Genomic DNA, 18,932 nt, shown 5'->3' with positions numbered 1-18,932 from the left:
GGATAGAAAATGAAAAAATATATGATGATACATGATGAAAATTTATGCATCGGCTGTCAAGGCTGTTCGGTAGCTTGCAGAAGTGCAAATAACGTACCAAGGGGACTTTACCGCTTGCAGGTGCATGCAAAGATGAGTGGGACATTTCCAAATTTAAAGACTGACTTTTTGCGTCAAAGCTGCGTTATGTGTGAAGATGCACCTTGTGTTGAGGTTTGTCCAACTGGAGCTAGCTTTAAAACGGCTGATGGCGTGACGCTGCTTGATCACAGAATTTGCGTTAGTTGCAAGTACTGCATCCTAGCCTGTCCATACGACGCTCGCTACGTCTTACCAGATGGCGAGATAGGCAAATGCACATTTTGCTATGAGAGCAGGCTAGAAGAGGGCAAAGACCCAGCTTGTGTTAGCGTCTGCCCTACAAATGCCCTAACTTTTGGCGACGTAAATGATGAAAACTCTAAAATTTCAAAGAAACTAAAAGAGAGCAAATACTACTTGCCAAAAGCGGAGTTAAACACAAAACCTTCACTTGCGATGATCGCAAATACAAAAGGAGCACACCATGAATAACATGTCAGGAAGCCTAGCTCAATACACAGAAATTTACTGGGGCTGGCCGATAGCTTTTTATCTATTTTTAGCAGGACTTAGCGCAGGTGCTAGCATCGTTGCTGTGCTCATCTCAAATAAATTTGGCAAGGATAACTACTACTTTAAAGCAGCCGCTCTTATCGCTCCAGTGGCGATCATCCTTGGACTTGCTCTTTTGGTGCTTGATCTTGGCAAGCCGCTTAGCTTTTACTGGATACTCTTGCTTTACAACTTTGACTCAGTTATGTCAATAGGCGTTGCGCTGCTTCTAGTTTATACGCCTCTTAGCGTTATATACGCGATTGGTGCGTTTAAAAACGAGATCGCATCACTTAAAATTTCACTTTTTGACGCGCTTGCAAATTTAGCTAGTAAGCTTTCAGGTTTGCTTGGAGTTTTGCTTTTCATCTTAGGCATCGGCGTTGGCGCATATACAGGCTTTTTGCTAAGTGCAGCTCACAAGATCGCACTTTGGAACACGCCAGTTTTGCCACTATTATTCTTAGTTTCTGGCTTAAGCTGTGCTGGTGCTTTTACACTGCTTCTTGGCGTGCTAAAAGATGAAAAGAGAGCGCAAAAACAAACTGCACACTTTTTATTAAAATTTGATTTTTTAGCGATCGTAGCCGAGTTTTTGCTGATAGTTGCTCTTTTTATGGTTGTAAAAGGTACAAGTGCAAGTGGTGCGCAGAGCGTAGCAAACGCACTTAGCGCAAATTCACTTGGGCTGATGTTTTATATCGGCGTCATAGGCCTTGGTATGGCTGTGCCTATCATCTTGGACTTAAGCGTTTTAAAGGTGCATGATTTCAAACGCGAATTTGCCGTGCTAAACGCTATTTTAGTCATTTGTGGCGTCTTTTTGCTAAGATATTACATAGTCTATGCAGGACAAATTTTTATTTAATACTTAAAAAAGAATTTTAATTTGAAATTTACCTATTAAGTATTACAATAGATAAAAATCTTATTAAAGTTTGTTTTTTAGGAGAGCATTTTGAAGATTTTGCTTTTAGAAGATGATTTGGGGTTTCAAGAGAGCGTCTGTGAGTTTTTGCAGACGCTTGGTTATGAAGTTACAGCGGTGAGCGACGGTCAAGAGGCTTGTGATCTGATAGAAAAAAATTTCTATCACCTTTTTATACTTGACATAAAAGTGCCTGGAGTAAATGGTCACGAGGTCATCAAGTATATAAGAAGTCTAAATCCAAACGCTCCTATCATGATAACGACATCTTTAGTTGATATAGATGATATGGCGATTGGCTACGAGCTTGGCTGTAACGAGTATCTAAAAAAGCCATTTGAGCTAGCTGAGCTTAAATTTAGAGTTGCTGAGCTTATGAGAAAGTACTATGGCACTGATGATAAAAACATAGTTAAGATAAATAACGAGTTTAGCTTTAACCTAAATAAACGTGTGCTACTTAAAGATGGCAAGATGGTTGATCTTAGCGCAAAAGAGGTCGCTTTGGTCGAGTGTTTGGTCTCACATCTAAATTCTTACGTCAGCATGGAGGAGCTTAGAGATCTTGTCTGGAACGACAAAGAGATCGAGGGCGCTGATATAAGGATGCACGTTTTAAAGATAAGAAATAAGACAAACAATAACTTCATCATCTCAAAGAGGCGCATAGGCTACAAGATAGATGCACAAGAGCTTTAAGATCCAGATCATAGCGACATTTGTCATAATGTCGCTCTTTTGCTTTCAAAGCTTTGTGATCTTAAATTTAAGTCAGAAAAATAGCAGCTCAAAGGCTCTCTTTGGCGCTATGAAGCATGAAACCATCATTAAAAATTCATTTCTAAAAAACGAAAATATAGCTAGCTCATTAAAGTATAAATTTGCGATTTATGACGTAAATTTTAAACCAGTCATCTCAACGCTTAGCAAAGAGCCAAGTAGCTTTAAATTTGTAACTCTAGAAGAGGGCGGATATCTTTTTTACAAGAGCTTTTTTATAAAAGATAAGACCCCTTACTACATCGTCGTAGAAAAGGAGCTTGATAACAAAAAGAACATCTTTTTAACAGCTATCATGCTGCTTGTTATCCTTGTGGCGGTGCTTTTTATCGTCTATTTTTTATATCTAAGCAGCGTTAAGCCTTACAAAGAGTTTCAAAAGTATATGAACAACTTCTTTAACGACGCTATGCACGAGCTAAAGACCCCACTTGGCGTAGCTGGCATGAACCTTGAGATGCTTGGACTTGAAAACAAGTATATAACCCGCATCAAAAATGCCCTAAAACAGATGCAAATAACCTACGAAGATGTCGAGTACTTCATAAAACGAGGCTACATCAAATTTCCACTTGAGAGGTTAAATTTAGGCGAATACGTTAAAGAGCGAGTGAAATTTCTCTCAAGCGTAGCTGATGTCAAGCACATCGTGGTAAAGACAAATTTAGCAAGCGAGGCATTTACTATGCTAAGCAAGGTAGAAGCTCAGCGCATCATCGATAACACCATCACAAATGCCATAAAATACAGCCCAAAAGAGAGCGAGATAATAGTAAATTTAGAGCTTGAAGATGAGCGCATCAATCTTAGCGTGCAGGACTTTGGCAAGGGGATAAAGGACGTTAAAAGGGTCTGGAAGCGCTACGTCAGAGAGGATGAAATCCAAGGCGGCTTTGGCCTTGGGCTAAATATCGTCAGTGAAATTTGTCAAAAACATGACATTTTATACGGCGTTGATAGCGTTTATAATGAAGGTAGCACCTTTTACTATAAATTTAAACGAGCTTAGATTAAGCATAAAAGCGTAAAATGAAGCCTTAAATTTAGAAGGAAAAACTTTGGATAGAATCGTTGAAATCGAAAAAGTAAGCTTTGAAAATGACTTTGAAGTCTCGCTTAGACCGACAAAATTTGAAGACTATATCGGTCAAGAAAAGATAAAACAAAATTTAGATGTCTTTATAAAAGCCGCCAAAAAGCGAAACGAGTGCCTAGATCACGTGCTATTTTACGGCCCTCCAGGGCTTGGTAAAACTACACTCGCTCACATCATCGCAAACGAAATGGGCGTAAGTATCAAAATGACCGCAGCGCCGATGATAGAAAAGAGTGGCGACCTAGCGGCGATCCTTACAAATTTACAAGAGGGCGACGTGCTCTTTATCGATGAGATCCACCGCCTAAGCCCAGCTATCGAAGAGGTGCTCTATCCTGCGATGGAGGACTTTAGGCTAGACATCATCATTGGCTCAGGGCCAGCTGCCCAGACTATCAAGATAGACCTGCCAAAATTTACGCTAATAGGCGCAACGACGCGTGCTGGCATGATCTCAGCGCCTTTAAGAGACCGCTTTGGGATGGACTTTAGGTTGCAGTTTTACACAAGCAGCGAGCTAAGCCGCATCGTGCAGATCGCCTCTGCCAAGCTTGGCAAAGAGTGCGATAAAAACGCCTCGCTTGAGATCGCCAAACGCTCACGTGCCACGCCAAGGATTGCTCTTAGATTATTAAAGCGAATTCGCGACTTTGCCGAGGTAAATGACGAGCAAATCATCAGCCACGAGCGTGCAAAAGAGGGGCTTAACGCGCTTGGGGTAAATTCGCTTGGATTTGACGAGATGGATATTAGGTATTTAGAAATTTTGATGCAAGCAAGGCGCCGTCCTATGGGGCTTAGCACGATCGCAGCGGCACTTAGCGAGGATGAGGGCACGGTTGAGGATGTCATCGAGCCATATCTGCTTGCAAATGGCTTTATCGAGCGCACCGCAAAGGGTAGGATCGCAAGTGCGAAGTGCTTTGAGACCTTTAACATCAAGATCGACATCGAAAAAGGGCTTTTTGAGTAGCGAAATTTAAATTTGGAGCAAAAATGGGCGAGCCACATCTTTGTCCTAAGTGCAAGCAAAGGACGATTTACTTTGACGGGATTTGTTATGAGTGTAGGGAAAAAGAGAAGCTGGAGTTTTACCAAGGCTTAAGCAAAGACGAGATCAAACAAAAGCTAAAAAATGTCCTAGCGCATATAGACGAGATAGGCAAATACGATGAAATTTACAGCGATCTTGTCTATATTTTCTACCTACACGGCATTTGCGACGAGCAGATCATCGAAGAAGTGACAAAAAACAGCGGGTACTACCCACCTGAAATTTACAAAAAGGCTTCAATAAAGATCAGAGATGAGCTTATAAAGAGGCTTTCAAGCGAAGAAAATATAGTCAAGCTAAATCACATCCTATCAGCACTTGCATGGCAGGGCGATGAGGTGGTGAGAGAGCTATTTTTTAGGCTTTATGGTGCGTCAAAGCCTTGGAAGACGAAGCTTTATGCCGACACTGACGCATATGCTCAGACTGCTGGCTGGAGTTTTGATAGCAGTGGCAAGAGAAGAAGCCTAGTTTTTGATAAGTGCTTTACCTGCGAGCCAAGCCAAAGCGCAGAGGCAAGCGTTAAATTTAAAGCAGCAAATGATGAAAAATGTAAATTTTGTAACGGCGAGATGCTGGAATTTACAATCAAAAAAGAGAGCCTAAAGCGACTTGGGCTAGAGCTTAAAAATGACGCCGTGCTTCAATTTTGCCCGACATGCATTGGCTTTGTGCAGTACTTTTGTCAAAACGACGGAAAAAGCGTGCAAACGGAGGTAGTGGGCGAGGGTGAGAGCGAAGACTATGTAAGAGATGCTGTGGCAACGCTTGATGGGCAAAAATTTGAGCTCGCCAGCGAGGTTTGCGCTCACTACTCATATATGATAGATAGTGAAATTTTACTTGGCGGGTATCCGCAGTGGCAGCAAGACAGCGAGTATCTAGCCTGCCCAAAATGCGGTAAAACGATGAAATATCTAGCGCAAATTCCTTTTGGTGCCTTGATAGACGGCGAGGGCACTATTTATATGCAAATTTGTGATGAGTGCGAGGTTGTTGGAGCAAATTTTCAGTGCACGTAAAAGGCTAAATTTATAGGAGCTTTTGAGCTAGAAAATTTACGTAAGGCATAAATTTATCTAAATTTACTAAGTGCTAACCCACGCTAAAATGCCAAAAGCCTGCTTTTTACAAATTTGGCGCCAAAGCGTTTTAGTAAATTTATCGAGCAAATGAGTAGCTTTGATAAATCTGCTATAATTACCCCATTTTAAGGGAGCGAAATGAATAACAGGCTGTTTTTTGGAATTTTTGCGTTTTGTGCTTTGGCTTTGGTGGTCTATCTTTTTAAACCATTTTTACTTGACATTTTTATCGCAGCGCTACTTGCTGTGGCTGTTGCAAACGTGCAGATCGCATTTTTAGCGCTTACTAAAAACCGCAAAACGCTCTCATCAGGTCTTACGACATTTGCGCTTCTTTGCTTATTTATCGCGCCGCTTCTTTACGCCGTCATCGAGATCGCGAAATACGCAGCTGGCTTTGATATAAACAACGTCACAAAGACGATCGAATTTATCAAAAACTACGACTTTAGCCTGCCAGAGTCGATAAATTTCTTAGAGCCAAAGATCAAGGAATTTATAGGCGGGCTTGATATCAAGATGCTCTTTTCGCAAGTCGCTGCTAATCTTGCAAATTTAGGCAAACTAAGCCTTAAATTTGGCGTTGATATGATCATTATCCTAGTCTTTTTTTTCTTTTGCAACCTTTACGGCAACGAGCTTATAAACTACCTAAAAGAGGCGCTTCCGCTTAAAAAAGAGGACACTGAGTCGATACTTAGCGAGGTTGGTAACGTGATGGGCGTCGTTTTTTACTCAACCATCGCAAATATGATCATCCAGGGCTTTTTATTTGCCATTGTAACCAGTTTTTACGGCTATGACGGCGTGCTAACTGGCATCTTTTTTAGCTTCGCTTCACTCATCCCAGTCGTTGGCGGCTTTTTGGCGTGGGCGCCTATTAGCATTTATGAGTTTGCAAATGGCAACACAGCAGCCGCTATTACGATCGCACTTTACACCATCATCGTGATCTCATTTGGCGCTGATACGCTGCTAAAACCGCTTGTCATTAAATTTATAAACTCAAAACTAGTCAAGATACCAACAAAGATAAACGAGCTACTCATCTTTTTTGCGATGATCGCTGGCATCACGACGTTTGGCTTCTGGGGCGTGATACTTGGACCTGCGATCGTGACATTTTTTGTCTCAACGATCAAGCTTTACACGCTTTTGCGTGAGAGAAATTTCGTATAAAATAGGGGCAAAATATGATATATGAAGATAAATTTATAAGAGTTGAGCGCGAAGAGAATGAGCTTCCGTGGGTGAAAATTTTTACTGCTAAGCCCTACCGCGAGCTAAGCGACTGCGATGAGGCGAGTAGAGCTAGGCTTTTTGAGGCGATGCTGGTGGCTGAAAAGGCGATGCTTGAGTTTTATAAACCAACTAAGATAAACATCGCAAGCTTTGGAAACTACGTGCCACACGTGCATATTCACGTTATTGCGAGATTTGAAAAGGACGCGTTTTTCCCAGATAGCGTTTGGGCTAATGAAAAGAGAAAAAGCGAGCTTGAGCTGCCTAAATTTGATGAGTTTGCTAAATTTTTAGAAAAAAAACTAAGGCAAAGTTTTGAGTAAATATAAAAAATATTTTAATATCTATATCGTCCTAGTCGTTTTTGCGCTGCTTGGTAGCCTTTTTTACTTTCTTTATAGCTCATACATGGCTGAAAAAAAGCAAAACAACATGCGCGTCTTTTTTGACTACCACGTAAAGCAACTTAACAAAAGCATCGATGATGAGAAATTTTCATCAATGGCGATCTCGATCTTGCTTGCTCAAAATGAGTCTATACAGATGTGCTTGCTAGGTCAAGACCGCGACGAATGCGTAAAAAACATCGAAAATTTGACCAAAACTCTTGGCGCAGCATCGATGTATAACAACATCAAACTTCATCTTTACGACAAAGATCTAAAAAGCTACGTAAGAAGCTGGGATCTAAACAGATATGGCGATATGATCGCTAGTGGTAGGTTTTTAGTCCAAGAGTCAAGACGTCAAAATAAGCCCATGGTTGGCATCGAGGCGTGGTATGCTGGAGTGCATATAAGGGCTGTTTCAAATGTGATGCATGAGGGCAAAAATATCGGTAGCATCGAGGTTTTGCTAAACTACGACTCACTTGGAAATTTTTATAAAACGCAAGGCATAGATCTTTTCGTGCTCCTATCAAAAGATAAGATGCCAGCACATAAAAGCGCGCCGAGTGATCAAATTCTAAGTGATTATTACATCGAAAATTTAAGCAGTGCAAATTTAAATATAGTTGGAATTTTGCGTGATATCGACCTTAAAAAGTATGAATTTTACGTCTATAAGACGCACTATTTTTGCGTTGTGCCGCTACTTGATGCTAGCAACACGCAGATAGGCTACTACGTCCTTCATGTAAATACCGACGAAAAAGAACGAAACATCTCGCAAAACTATCTTGAATCAGAAGAGCTTTTTTAAAATAAAAGGTAGCCAAGAATTTATATGATTTTTGGTTTATTTTAATGAGAAATATAATGTAAGGATGGTGGAAGCGAGGGGGATCGAACCCCTGTCCAAAAACAAAATCCGTACAGCCTCTACACGCTTAGCAAAAGTGAAAATTTCATCTAAAAAGGCTCACTTTCCAAAACCAAAATTTAGACTAAGACTAAAATTTCAGCTAGCAAGCAGTCACTTTGCTGGCCTACTCTAGCTAAATTACTCGCTTACATCCTAGCTAGAATGAGACAAAGCGAGGCTCAACTGAACTTACGCAGCTTTAGCGTAAGCAGGAGCGAAATTAACGTTGTTTGCGTTTAAATTTAATTTGAGCTTTTTACGCTTTGCTCAAAGCGACGTGCCACCGTACAAACTCTGCTCCTGTCGAAGCCAAGTCGCTCCCATAAAAAATGAAATGGTTTAGTTGGATTGTTTAGTCAAGCTTTGCAGGTACGTCAATGATCTTTGGCTCAAGGACGCTAAAATACTCTAGGTCTTTCTCGACGTCGCCTTTGTATTTATGAAACTGATCGCTAATAAGCAGCAACCAATCTATAAATTTATCATTTGCTGGACCTTTTAAGCTTCTAGCCTCTTGAGTGACCTCTTCAGCCAAAGTCGTTAGTTTTAAGATCGGGTCAAGATGCATAAAACCTGCTGCTGATTTGATATTGTGAAAGATCCTAGAAAGCTCTAAAATGCTCTCCTTATACTTATCAGCTCTTCCTAAATTTATTATCAAAGGCTCTAGCAAATCGCACATCAAAGTGTAGTGGGAGAGAAACTCCTCAACTATATCATAAGAATAATCGACCTCAAGCCTTTTTAATATACCCATTTTCATGTCCTTAAGAAATTGGCGTAATTGTAGCAAAATTTTGATAAAATTGTTAGCATTATCACAAAATTTACCGGACTTAGCCATGAAAGATGAAACAATCGCAAAGAAAAAACTCACTATAAATGATATAAAAAACAAAAAAGGCATCGAGCCTATCGTGATGATAACCGCCTACGATGCGCTTTTTGCTAAGATTTTTGATGATTATGCTGATGTTATCCTTGTTGGCGATAGCTTAAACATGAGCTTTAATATGAAAGAGAGCACACTAAGTGCCGATATGAACACCATGCTTTATCACACAAAGGCAGTTTGTGCCGGTGCTAAAAAGACTTTTATCCTAGCTGATATGCCATTTGGCAGCTACACAAACGAAAAACAAGCGATCAAAAATGCGATGAAATTTTTTAAGCAGACAAATGCCGATGCGGTAAAGCTTGAAGTTGGCATGCATCAGGCAAATTTAGTAAAACGCCTCTGCGAAGAGGGCATAAACGTGATGGCTCACATTGGACTAAAGCCACAATTTTTTAAATTTGAGGGCGGATATAAGATAAAAGGTAGAAGCGAGCTTGAGGCAAAAAGGCTAGTTGAAGAGGCTTTGGCGTTTGAGCAAGCTGGTGCGTTTGGCATACTTCTTGAGGGCACACTTAGCAAGGTAGCAAGCGAGATAACAAGGCAGGTTCGTGTGCCAGTTGTGGGCATAGGCTCTGGGGTGGATGTCGATGGGCAGGTGCTTGTCTGGTCTGATATGTTGGGATTTTTCGAGGACTTTAAACCTAAATTTGTCAAGCGCTATCTTGACGGAGCCGCTCTTGTGCGAAAAGGCGTGCAAGAGTATGCTAGCGAAGTAAAAAGCAAAATTTTCCCAAGTAGCGAGTTTTGTTATTAAGACAAAAAGTTGTTTCTTAGTAAAAACTGTGCTTGTTGAAAATAAAAAGCACAGTTGATAAAAGTTTTAAATTTCCTTATAACCGACTATATTTAGCCCAAAACCAGCTAAGCTTACAAATTCTTTATTTTTATTTGAGCTTAAAAGTTCGATATCCTTTACGCCAAAGTGATTTAAAATTTGCGCTCCAATGCCGTAGTCCTTGCTTGTGTTTGAATTGTCGCTATCTAAAAAGATCAAAATTCCACCATTTTGACTTAGAAATTTGATAGTTTTTAAAAGCTCTTCATATTTTGGACTGCTCAAAAGCTCGTGATCGGCTAGGATCTTTTGAAATTTGACATTTGCCTTGCTCTTTGGCTCACCAAAAAGATAAGCTGAGTGAATTTTACCTTTGTGATCGGCGATATCGTATCTTGCTGCAGCGCAGTTTGCGATCATCACGTCACTTTTTTCTCCAACTCTTATGAGGCTTTCATGGCTTAGTCTATACTCGACCAGATCAGAAACACTGATCATATTTAGCCCAAATTTCTTACAAAACTCCTCTAAATAATCGCGTCTTGCCATAGTGCCATCTTCTTTTACTATCTCGCATATCGAAGCCATCGGAGTAACACCTGCAAGCTTGCAAAGATCGACTGAGCCCTCGGTGTGGCCTGTGCGAACGAGCACGCCGCCATTTTTAGCGATGAGTGGGAATATGTGTCCTGGGCGCACGAAGTCTTCAGGCTTTGAGCTAGCATCAGCTGCAAGCCTGATCGTCATATCGCGCTCATATGCGCTAACGCCCGTTGTTGCGTCTTTTGCGTCGATCGTGACTGTAAATGCTGTCTCGTGGCTCGATGTGTTTTTGGCTACCATTAGCGGCAGATCAAGCCTTTTAGCGTTTGCCTCGTCCATCGCAAGACAGAGCACACCCTTTGCATGAGTGATAGCAAAATTTACCTTTTGCATGTCGCTACTAGTTGCTGAAAAGACTAGATCGCCCTCGTTTTCGCGGTCCTCGTCATCGACCATGACGACCATTTTCCCATTTTTTATATCCTCAATTGCTTTTAATACATTTTCAAGTGCCATAATTATCCTTTTATAAATTTTTACGATTATATTGATATTTTGATAATCAAAAGATAAAAACCATATTTTTTCTTTGCCGGTAATTACTTTTGAGAAAAAATAGAATTTACACCAAAATTTAAGCTTTTGAGGTTTATATTAGCCATTTGGCAGGATAAATTTATCTCATATAGGCATAAAATTTATATATTTGCGCTATAAAACAAATTTTGACTTTAAATTTTAAAATATGCCTCGTACATTAAATATAGATATTTTTTTATTTTGATTTTCAATAATGCTATAAAGATAATTAAAAAATTTTATATTAAATTTGGTTTTAAAATTAAAATATTCTTTGTTTAGAAAATCGAGTGAAAATTGGGCTTTCATTGTTATTTTTGCTATAAAAACTAAAAATTTTTAATAAAGAAAAATATATTTTAAATTTTTCTAAAGACAATATTTTATGTATTATTTTACATATTATTTAACAGAATATTTTATAAAAAAATTGCATTAAACTTAAAAAATAAAGACAAAAATAAAAAAATGAAAAATTTAAAAGTAGATGGCGCAGCGGACGGGGCTCGAACCCGCGACCTCCGCCGTGACAGGGCGGCATTCTAACCAACTGAACTACCGCTGCACCTAAAAGTAATGGTGGTCGCTATAAGACTCGAACTTATGACATCCACCTTGTAAGGGTGGCGCTCTACCAACTGAGCTAAGCGACCTAAAAATTTAAAATATCTGGCGACCCTTAGAGGATTTGAACCTCTGTTCCTACACAGAGAAAGTAGAGTCCTGAGCCACTAGACGAAAGGGTCATAAACCCAAAAATGGTGTCCTGCGTTGGATTCGAACCAACGGCCCCCTCATTAAAAGTGAGATGCTCTACCGACTGAGCTAGCAAGACATGATTATTTAAAAAAGAATTGAGATTATACAAAAAACATTATTATATGTCAAGAAAAGATCATTTAAATTTTCAAATAAGTCTTTGATTTTATTTAGCTACATTATTTTAAAATAAAAAATAAATTCTAAAAAATTTATTTTATATAATTGTCTATTTTTTACAAAATTTTGAGTTATAATCCATTTTAGCAACAACAAGGAGCAAGGATGATCATTATAAGTTCACGTCTTCCAACTCAAAATTTAAAAATAGAAAAGTCTTTATCTAGGCTCATACAAGGCTATATTTACAGCTATTTGCCAAAGGCTGAGCATGATGGATACAAGCATGAGACAAGTGGTAAAAATTTTAAAAGATCAAATTTTGATTTTAAGCTAAATGGCTTAAGCTTAGAAATAAGATTTAGCTCGTTTGTGCCAGAATTTGAAAAAACGATCGCTTTTGCTGTACTAAAAGACGGATTAAAACTTGGCAATATTTGTTTGCTTGATACGTCTGTGTCAGTTAAAGAGCATAGAATTTCACAAAATGAGGCTACTTTTCAAGGATGCGTAGCGTGTTCAGTTGTTGGACTTTTGGGATACAAAGTGCATCTTGAGCCGCAAGACTCCAGACATCTTGAAATGATGAAAACCAACGCGCTACAAAGATTTGAAACACTTATGGGGTATAAATATGAGGGCGAATTTGAGCTAAATTTGCTTTGGCAAAATTTACAAAAGCCTTTATATTTTTACTACGGCAACAACAATATGCCAGTCAGAGCATGGCCTGCAAAATGGCATATCAAAGCAAAGCCAGAGCTTATAAATTTGATCCTTGATGTGGGAGTTGGTAGTGGATGTATGAACTGCGGACTCGGGTTTTTAGAAGTGGTAGAAGAAAAGCAAGTTGAATAAAATATGAATTTCAAATCCTACAAGGAGACTACTATTTGGCTTGCTTTTCTTGGATTATTGTACAACAAAATAGACAATAGATCAAAATATCTTTGTATAAAATATGATAACTTGACTTTTAAAAATATTTGGAGTAAAGTAATGCTTACTTAGTTTAAGGAGCATATTTTGGCTGATATAGTTAAAATTCTTGCTGACATAGGCGAGGTATATGAAAAAGAAGAGCTTAAGCTCAAAAATGGCGCTCATAAATACGACAAGATCAAAGTCTATCTTTGCGACATAGCGACCAAGCAGATCGAGCCAAATTTAAACATAAGCAAAGACGACCTAATAATATGTAGATTTGGCGTTGGAGCAAATTCTGGCAATCTTTTCCCAAATTCTCAATTTTTATCCAAAGAAGTAAATAAAGACGAAGCTAAATTTATAAGAGGCATTTTGAAATCTATTTCAAATTTGCTCTCCTTTTTTGAGCCAAGCATTATAGAAAAAGACGCTATTTTATCCATACTATCAAGCATAAACGAAGAGTATTTTGTTGGTATTATAGATGAGATCAAAGGTCTTGATGAGCTAAAAAACGAAAAAGGCAAAAAAGTCGCTACTTTTTTCTCGCTCTCATATAATGGCAAACCAGTTTCTGCATATTTTAAGCAAATTTTTGAAAATCATATCAGTGTAAAAGAGCAAAAATCATCTTACGGATACGATATCTTGACAAATGAAAAGGGTATCGGCGGTGATGCAAATTTAGCGTTTTGCTCAGTAAATGAGATGCCTGCTAATATGCAATTTATCAAATCAAAGCTCCTGCCACTGAGCGCCAATAGCGCAAAAAAGGTAGAAAATGGCTTTAAAGCGATAAAAGATAAGCTATCGCATAATTTTTATGGTATGAAAATGGCGATTTTACCGACTATTTTGAGTAGCTCAGTAAATTTAGAAGAGATTGTAAAAATACTTGAAGAAACTTCAAAGAGCGACATAAAAAATATTGAAATCGCCGAGGAAGCTATAAAATTTAGCATAGATTATTATCTCGAGACAACAGCCAAAAAGCAGGAAATTTTACCTGTTTTAAATACGATTTTATTTTACACGCAAAGCAACGCTGCTATCGATTTAAAGCTTGCGATAGACGATGTTTTACCATCTTTTATCTCTTACATCTCAAATTTAATGAGCCGTTTTAACATAAAAGCCTTCTATGAAAAAAATAGTGGCACAGATGAGACGATTTATCTGCAAAATTTATTTGAAAGCAGGCTTAGCGTGATGAGCTTTTTGCTATCAAGAAATAAATTTGATTTAGAGATTATGATTGAAAGATATAGCGATCTGATTTATTATGGTAGTGTCAATAAAAGTTACGCAAAAAAGTTAGAATGGAGCAAATACTTTAACGATTTTTATAAAGAAAGAAAGTTTGAAAATATTGCAAAATATCAAAATTTCTTTAATGAGACCGATGTCTTAAACAAAAAACTAGTCTTTCAAAAGGAGTGCGATTTGGAAAATTTAACCGATAAAAAAGAACTGATCAAAGAGCTAATCAAAAATAGCGAGTTTTTAAATCAAAACGATGCGCTCATTAGCGCTTATTTACTCGGCATGCTAAGTGCAGCCCTGATAAACTGGCAGCTTGGCGTGAACGGTGGCGTATCTTTTAGCAACTGGCTCAACGACTGCGGATCGATAAGTATGGAAAATTTGGAGCGAATTTGGACCAAGTGCGATGAGATGATTAGAAAACTTAAGGCCGCTTCTGGCAAGCCAAATTCTAACATTGAAAACATAAAAGAGTGTTTGATCGAAATTTTACCGCAGGTCTTTTCTAAGGAGAGAAAGATAGTAAAAACCTCGCATACTACGCTTGCCTTTGCTATGGGCGGAAGCGACTATCGTAAATTTATAAAAGAAAAAACAAAATAAGGAGAATAAGATGCAAAAAAAAGAGATACTTTTTTTATGGGACGGAGAGAACTGGAACCCAAACGGCGACATGCTAAAGGACAACGCTCCTAGGCGAGATGATGAAACTGGCGTAGCCGAGGTGACGGACGTGCGTATAAAAAGAACTATTAGAGATGAGATCATGAAAAAAGATGAGGCGTCGATTTTTATAAAGGAGTATAGGATAGAAGACGCCCTACTAGACGCTAAAACTGCGATCAGACAAAGTATAAATATAAAGCAAAACAAAAGCGAACTGCAAAGAGAAATTTTGTCTAAATTTATAGATATCCGCGCATTTGGCGGAGTTTTGCCTATTTCAGATAAAGACGAGATGAAGCAAGACAAAGAGATAAAAACCGCAGGCGTTCAATTTACTGGGCCAGTGCAGTTTAGACTAAGCAAATCCCTAAACAAGGTCGAAGTAGAGCATGTCAAAGGAACTGGCGCTTTTGCTAGTGATTATGATCCAAACGACACAAAAAAACAAAAAGATCAAGCGACTTTTAGAGAAGAGGAATTTATAAAATACGCTATTTTTGCCACTTATGGCATCATAGATAACTATAATGCAGCAAAAACAGGCTTTAACGAAGCCGATGAGGCTAAAATTTTAAAAGCTTTGTGGCACGGTACTAAAAATCTGACAACTCGCTCCAAAATCGGTCAAACTCCAAGATTTATGCTAATCATCACATACAAAGACGATACGTTTGCAGGCGATCTAAACAATAGCATAAGTCTAAAAAGCGAAAAAGAAGATAGAGTGATAAGAAGCATCAATGAATACACTATCGACTTTACAAATTTAAAAAGTAAACTCGCAAGATACGCTGCAAATATAGAAAAGATAGAGTATATGAGCGATTATGATTTTGAAACGATAAACAAAGAAAATTTTGACAGCAGCTGGAAAAAGATAGAGGCATAAAATGAGCATTGTTGCTTTTAGATTATTTGGAGATTACGCTCATTTTTCACATCCAGCGACGATTTATTCTAGCTTGACCTATCCAGTGCCACCAAAGACCACTATAATGGGCTTTTTAGGCGCTGTTATAGGCGAGGAGGACTACTTTAAGCTATCAAACATCCAATACAGCGTAAAAATAGATAGGCAAATTTTAAAAAAGAGTTTTGTTTTTAACGGCATAAAATTTGCCCTCTCAAGCAATATGCACATAGAAGAAGGCTATCAAAACGCAAAAGAGAAAAAGCAGTTTTACAGAGAGCTAATCTGCTCGCCGTCTTATGTCGTATTTTTAAATTTAGAAAATTTAGAGCAAAGCTATCAAGATAAAATAATCTCAAATTTAAAAGAGCACAAAACCGCCTTTACGCCCTATCTTGGGATAAATTTTTGCATAGCGGATTTTAGCTGGATCGATATAAAAATATGCGAAAAAATATCGCAAGATGAAAGCTTTATAAATACATTTACGCTTATGGATGATTTTGTTTTTGAAGGCATTAATGAAAAAGCGAAATTAACTACGGCTAGAATGCCTTGTGGCTGCGAAAATGGGCGAATTTTTAAAGATTTTAAAGACTTTGTGATGGAGATAAACGGCAAAGAGCTTATAAAATCTAAAAACCGTGGAAATATATATCAGATAAACGATGAAAGAGTCTATTTTATTTGACGAGTTTTGGTCTCATCCAAATAAACTTTTAAAAAATCATATAAAAAATATGATCTCGCCTAACGATGAAGAACTGGATAGGCAGGTCAAGCTCTTTCACGACATCGCAAAACTGAAAAATAATTTTCAAATTTACATCAGAGATACTTCAAATGACAAGCTAGATAAAAACCACTCGCTTTTGTCGGCATATTTTTTCTTGTTAAACTCAAAATTTGATGAGATACTAACCATATTTGGCTTTCTTACCATCGTTTCGCACCATGGCGACGTGGTAAATTTAATGACGCTAGCTAGGGAGGCTAATAAATTTTTCAAAAACCAAAAAGAGCTAGAGCAGTGGGACGAAGTGGCTGGCGCTGCTAAAAACATTAAGATCTATTCTGGATTATCAACAAAAAAAGATGAGTTTTTAGATAGAGCGGAGAAGCTTCGTCAATACTTAATTTTATCACAGTACAGGCGCAAATTTACCTATGAGGACTTTATAAATTTCAAAAGCCTATATTCAAATTTGATTTATAGCGATAAATTTGAAGCTATCTTTAGCATACCAAAGCAAGAAAGCAAAGATATACCGATAGATGTTTTAGAGAGTGATATCCAAAATTTGCCGCCAAATGAAAAGAGAGACGCGTTTAGAAATTTTGTCTTAAATAACTTTGACGAAAACTACAAGCTTTTTACTTTAACTGCGCCTACGGGCTACGGAAAGACCTTGACGGCATTAAATTTTGCATTGAAATTTAACAAATCTCGCATAATTTATGCGCTTCCTTTCACTTCGATAATCGATCAAACCTACGATATTATCGCGAAAATTTATAAAAATAACGATATTTCGGTTAGCAAGGCTCATCACAAAACGACGATAGATGAAGAAAATCTGACCGAAGACGATAGGTATTCTAAGATCAAATTTTTGATGGAATCTTTTAGCGGCGAGATAAACGTTACTACGCTTTATCAGCTTATATTTGCGCTATTTGGTAATAAAAACAAAGACAACGTCAAATTTAATCAACTCAAAAATAGCGTCGTTATCATCGACGAGGCCCAAGCGATCCCATATAATTTTAGAAAAGATTTTATCCTGCTTTGCGAGATCATTTCGCAGCGGCTTGGCACTATTTTTATATTTATGTCGGCGACGATGCCGGTTATCAAAAGCGAAAAATTTAAAGAAATTTCAAATTTGGACTATTTTTCAAAGCAGGATAGATACGTCATAAAATGGCTTGATATAGGCGGCGAAGATGAGCTTTTAGAAAAGATTTGCGAGGCTGTAAGCGATAAAAATACTCTAGTCGTCGTAAATACTATCAAAAAAGCGCAAGAACTTTTTACAAAGCTAAGGGATAAATTTAACTGCTTTTGCCTAAACGGATATATGTATGATGATCACAAGCGCGCTACTACCAATGCCGTAAGGTGTGCGATAGATAAAAACAAAGTTGATCCGCTCGCAAGCAAAATTTTACTTATCTCCACGCAGTCCATAGAAGCTGGAGTGGATCTTGACTTTGACGTTGGATTTCGCGAAGTCTCGCCTATTAGCTCTATCATACAAACAGCAGGCCGTGTAAATAGGCATTTTGGAGAAATTTGCGGCGAGTTATACGTCTTTCCCGAAATAAGTAAATTTACAAATTTGATTTACGGCGATTTATATAAAGTAAGCGGGGCTATTTTGAGCGATCTTAAGCAAAAAGAGGTGCGAGAGAGCGAAATTTTAGAAATTTCAAATTTATATTTTCAAAAGATAAGCAATCAACTGGAAAATTTGCATATAAAAAGCGAGATAGAAAAGTTGGAATTTGAAAATATCAATCAAAAAATCGAAGATATCATGAACGGCAACTACAAACAAACCATAATAATCGAACCTGAAGAAAATTTCATTAAAGATTTTGAAGCTAGAATTTTTGAGATCAAAAATAGTCCAAATGAGAAATTTACCATAAGAGATCTTTTTAAAAACCACATCAGAAAGTTGTCGAAATTTAGCATAAATGTAACGTTAAAAGATATGAATAAGCTAATGCCAAATTTAAAACAGATAAACGGACTAAAAGATATGTTTTATCTGCCGTTTGGCTCGTCTTATTTTTATAGTGCCGAGTGTGGCCTTAAAAAAGATATGAATTTAGACATAACCGACGAGGTATTTGACTAATGTTCTCAAAAGATCAGATCACTGGCACGCTTGTGAATTACTACTTCACCTGTAAGCGCGAGGCGTGGCTTTACGCGCATCAGATCCATGCCGACCAAGAGGATGAAAACGTGCTGATGGGCAAGGCGCTGGCGGACATCAAAGAGCGCGATTTGCAAGAATTTGCCTTTGGCAACCTAAAATTTGACAAACTCTCAAAACAGCACGGCCACTACCTCATCACTGAGTATAAAAAGAGCCTAAAAAACGAGCTTGCAGGCAAGATGCAACTGCTTTTTTACATCTATCTTTTAAAAACGTGCTTAAATTTAAAAGAGGTAAAAGGCAAACTAATAAGCGGTAAAAAGGTGATATTAGTTGATGACACCAGCGAAAATTTCGCTCTAATGGAGCAAATTTTAGGCGAGATAAGCGCACTTGTAAATTTAGAAAAGCCGCCCAAATTTATGCAGGGCAAATTTTGCCAAAACTGCGCATATCGCGACTATTGCACTGCTTAGGA

18 protein-coding genes, 4 tRNA genes and 1 other RNA gene are annotated in these 18,932 nt (G+C 38.0%); 16 read left to right on the top strand and 7 right to left on the bottom strand.

Annotated elements, in window-relative coordinates; translation table 11 throughout:
• The first annotated feature begins 9 nt into the window (after positions 1 to 9).
• The 9 genes from CVS89_RS07165 to CVS89_RS07125 all read left to right on the top strand — a co-directional run bounded on the left by CVS89_RS07165 (position 10) and on the right by CVS89_RS07125 (position 8,021).
• Positions 10 to 573, top strand: a complete 564-nt coding sequence (locus CVS89_RS07165) for a 4Fe-4S dicluster domain-containing protein (protein WP_009294242.1) — start codon at positions 10 to 12, stop codon at positions 571 to 573.
• Entirely contained in the window at positions 566 to 1,501 is a 936-nt protein-coding gene (gene nrfD / locus CVS89_RS07160) for an NrfD/PsrC family molybdoenzyme membrane anchor subunit (protein WP_107847641.1), read from the top strand. Before CVS89_RS07165 ends, nrfD begins: the two co-directional genes overlap by 8 nt.
• Positions 1,502 to 1,591: 90 nt before the next feature.
• Complete coding sequence (locus CVS89_RS07155) at positions 1,592 to 2,260, top strand: response regulator transcription factor (RefSeq protein ID WP_103611339.1); 669 nt, start codon at positions 1,592 to 1,594, stop codon at positions 2,258 to 2,260.
• Positions 2,244 to 3,350 (top strand): sensor histidine kinase, encoded by a 1,107-nt coding sequence (locus CVS89_RS07150; protein ID WP_021086580.1) that lies wholly within the window; start codon positions 2,244 to 2,246, stop codon positions 3,348 to 3,350. Before CVS89_RS07155 ends, CVS89_RS07150 begins: the two co-directional genes overlap by 17 nt.
• A gap of 49 nt (positions 3,351 to 3,399) precedes the next feature.
• Positions 3,400 to 4,410, top strand: a complete 1,011-nt coding sequence (gene ruvB / locus CVS89_RS07145; protein WP_072595167.1) for a Holliday junction branch migration DNA helicase RuvB — start codon at positions 3,400 to 3,402, stop codon at positions 4,408 to 4,410.
• 23 nt (positions 4,411 to 4,433) lie between these two features.
• Entirely contained in the window at positions 4,434 to 5,513 is a 1,080-nt protein-coding gene (locus CVS89_RS07140; protein WP_107847642.1) for a cytochrome C, read from the top strand.
• A 201-nt stretch (positions 5,514 to 5,714) separates the two neighbouring features.
• Positions 5,715 to 6,755, top strand: a complete 1,041-nt coding sequence (locus tag CVS89_RS07135) for an AI-2E family transporter (protein WP_107847643.1) — start codon at positions 5,715 to 5,717, stop codon at positions 6,753 to 6,755.
• 14 nt (positions 6,756 to 6,769) lie between these two features.
• Positions 6,770 to 7,141 (top strand): HIT family protein, encoded by a 372-nt coding sequence (locus tag CVS89_RS07130; RefSeq protein WP_107847644.1) that lies wholly within the window; start codon positions 6,770 to 6,772, stop codon positions 7,139 to 7,141.
• The gene (locus CVS89_RS07125) at positions 7,134 to 8,021 is read left to right on the top strand and encodes a cache domain-containing protein (protein WP_107847645.1); all 888 of its coding nucleotides are present in this window, start codon (positions 7,134 to 7,136) and stop codon (positions 8,019 to 8,021) included. Before CVS89_RS07130 ends, CVS89_RS07125 begins: the two co-directional genes overlap by 8 nt.
• Positions 8,022 to 8,086: 65 nt before the next feature.
• Here the strand turns inward: CVS89_RS07125 and ssrA are convergent.
• Together ssrA and CVS89_RS07115 are read right to left on the bottom strand one after the other, a co-directional pair.
• Positions 8,087 to 8,445: a transfer-messenger RNA gene (ssrA, locus tag CVS89_RS07120) on the bottom strand.
• A 30-nt stretch (positions 8,446 to 8,475) separates the two neighbouring features.
• Positions 8,476 to 8,880 (bottom strand): hypothetical protein, encoded by a 405-nt coding sequence (locus tag CVS89_RS07115; RefSeq protein WP_004317574.1) that lies wholly within the window; start codon positions 8,878 to 8,880, stop codon positions 8,476 to 8,478.
• A gap of 85 nt (positions 8,881 to 8,965) precedes the next feature.
• Here CVS89_RS07115 and panB point away from each other — a divergent pair, with 85 nt between their 5' ends.
• A complete protein-coding gene (gene panB / locus CVS89_RS07110) occupies positions 8,966 to 9,775 on the top strand; it encodes a 3-methyl-2-oxobutanoate hydroxymethyltransferase (RefSeq protein ID WP_107847646.1) in 810 nt (269 codons plus the stop codon).
• Between the two features lie 66 nt (positions 9,776 to 9,841).
• On the opposite strand, the gene CVS89_RS07105 is transcribed toward panB, so the two are convergent.
• From CVS89_RS07105 to CVS89_RS07085, 5 genes are all read right to left on the bottom strand, one after another.
• Complete coding sequence (locus CVS89_RS07105) at positions 9,842 to 10,855, bottom strand: bifunctional 3,4-dihydroxy-2-butanone 4-phosphate synthase/GTP cyclohydrolase II (protein WP_107847647.1); 1,014 nt, start codon at positions 10,853 to 10,855, stop codon at positions 9,842 to 9,844.
• 551 nt (positions 10,856 to 11,406) lie between these two features.
• Positions 11,407 to 11,483, bottom strand: a tRNA-Asp gene (locus CVS89_RS07100).
• 12 nt (positions 11,484 to 11,495) lie between these two features.
• Positions 11,496 to 11,571: transfer RNA gene (locus CVS89_RS07095), tRNA-Val, on the bottom strand.
• Positions 11,572 to 11,588: 17 nt separating this feature from the next.
• Positions 11,589 to 11,664 (bottom strand) — tRNA-Glu (locus CVS89_RS07090).
• 13 nt (positions 11,665 to 11,677) lie between these two features.
• Positions 11,678 to 11,753, bottom strand: a tRNA-Lys gene (locus CVS89_RS07085).
• A 209-nt stretch (positions 11,754 to 11,962) separates the two neighbouring features.
• Between CVS89_RS07085 and CVS89_RS07080 the strand changes: the two genes are divergently transcribed.
• The 6 genes from CVS89_RS07080 (at position 11,963) to CVS89_RS07055 (ending at position 18,930) form a co-directional block, all read left to right on the top strand.
• Positions 11,963 to 12,655, top strand: coding sequence for a CRISPR-associated endoribonuclease Cas6 (locus CVS89_RS07080; protein ID WP_107847648.1), 693 nt, complete (start codon positions 11,963 to 11,965; stop codon positions 12,653 to 12,655).
• 168 nt (positions 12,656 to 12,823) lie between these two features.
• Positions 12,824 to 14,590, top strand: a complete 1,767-nt coding sequence (locus CVS89_RS07075) for a TM1802 family CRISPR-associated protein (RefSeq protein WP_107847649.1) — start codon at positions 12,824 to 12,826, stop codon at positions 14,588 to 14,590.
• A gap of 10 nt (positions 14,591 to 14,600) precedes the next feature.
• Complete coding sequence (gene cas7b / locus CVS89_RS07070; RefSeq protein WP_107847650.1) at positions 14,601 to 15,542, top strand: type I-B CRISPR-associated protein Cas7/Csh2; 942 nt, start codon at positions 14,601 to 14,603, stop codon at positions 15,540 to 15,542.
• A 1-nt stretch (position 15,543) separates the two neighbouring features.
• Positions 15,544 to 16,254, top strand: a complete 711-nt coding sequence (gene cas5 / locus CVS89_RS07065) for a CRISPR-associated protein Cas5 (protein ID WP_107847651.1) — start codon at positions 15,544 to 15,546, stop codon at positions 16,252 to 16,254.
• Complete coding sequence (gene cas3, locus CVS89_RS07060; RefSeq protein WP_107847652.1) at positions 16,232 to 18,430, top strand: CRISPR-associated helicase Cas3'; 2,199 nt, start codon at positions 16,232 to 16,234, stop codon at positions 18,428 to 18,430. The genes cas5 and cas3 overlap by 23 nt, the downstream gene beginning before the upstream one ends.
• A complete protein-coding gene (locus tag CVS89_RS07055) occupies positions 18,430 to 18,930 on the top strand; it encodes a CRISPR-associated protein Cas4 (RefSeq protein ID WP_107847653.1) in 501 nt (166 codons plus the stop codon). The genes cas3 and CVS89_RS07055 overlap by 1 nt, the downstream gene beginning before the upstream one ends.
• The last annotated feature ends 2 nt before the right edge of the window (positions 18,931 to 18,932 follow it).

Origin of the sequence: Campylobacter concisus, assembly GCF_003048615.2 — a bacterium.
Taxonomy (GTDB): domain Bacteria; phylum Campylobacterota; class Campylobacteria; order Campylobacterales; family Campylobacteraceae; genus Campylobacter_A; species Campylobacter_A concisus_C.
This window is presented reverse-complemented; position numbering and strand designations above follow the sequence as displayed.

Coding starts and splice junctions, on each gene's coding strand:
- CVS89_RS07165 (WP_009294242.1), top strand. CDS start 10: ATGAAAAAATATATGATGATACATGATGAAAATTTATGCATCGGCTGT.
- nrfD (WP_107847641.1), top strand. CDS start 566: ATGAATAACATGTCAGGAAGCCTAGCTCAATACACAGAAATTTACTGG.
- CVS89_RS07150 (WP_021086580.1), top strand. CDS start 2,244: ATGCACAAGAGCTTTAAGATCCAGATCATAGCGACATTTGTCATAATG.
- CVS89_RS07140 (WP_107847642.1), top strand. CDS start 4,434: ATGGGCGAGCCACATCTTTGTCCTAAGTGCAAGCAAAGGACGATTTAC.
- CVS89_RS07135 (WP_107847643.1), top strand. CDS start 5,715: ATGAATAACAGGCTGTTTTTTGGAATTTTTGCGTTTTGTGCTTTGGCT.
- CVS89_RS07130 (WP_107847644.1), top strand. CDS start 6,770: ATGATATATGAAGATAAATTTATAAGAGTTGAGCGCGAAGAGAATGAG.
- CVS89_RS07115 (WP_004317574.1), bottom strand. CDS start 8,880: ATGGGTATATTAAAAAGGCTTGAGGTCGATTATTCTTATGATATAGTT.
- panB (WP_107847646.1), top strand. CDS start 8,966: ATGAAAGATGAAACAATCGCAAAGAAAAAACTCACTATAAATGATATA.
- CVS89_RS07105 (WP_107847647.1), bottom strand. CDS start 10,855: ATGGCACTTGAAAATGTATTAAAAGCAATTGAGGATATAAAAAATGGG.
- CVS89_RS07080 (WP_107847648.1), top strand. CDS start 11,963: ATGATCATTATAAGTTCACGTCTTCCAACTCAAAATTTAAAAATAGAA.
- cas7b (WP_107847650.1), top strand. CDS start 14,601: ATGCAAAAAAAAGAGATACTTTTTTTATGGGACGGAGAGAACTGGAAC.
- cas5 (WP_107847651.1), top strand. CDS start 15,544: ATGAGCATTGTTGCTTTTAGATTATTTGGAGATTACGCTCATTTTTCA.
- cas3 (WP_107847652.1), top strand. CDS start 16,232: ATGAAAGAGTCTATTTTATTTGACGAGTTTTGGTCTCATCCAAATAAA.
- CVS89_RS07055 (WP_107847653.1), top strand. CDS start 18,430: ATGTTCTCAAAAGATCAGATCACTGGCACGCTTGTGAATTACTACTTC.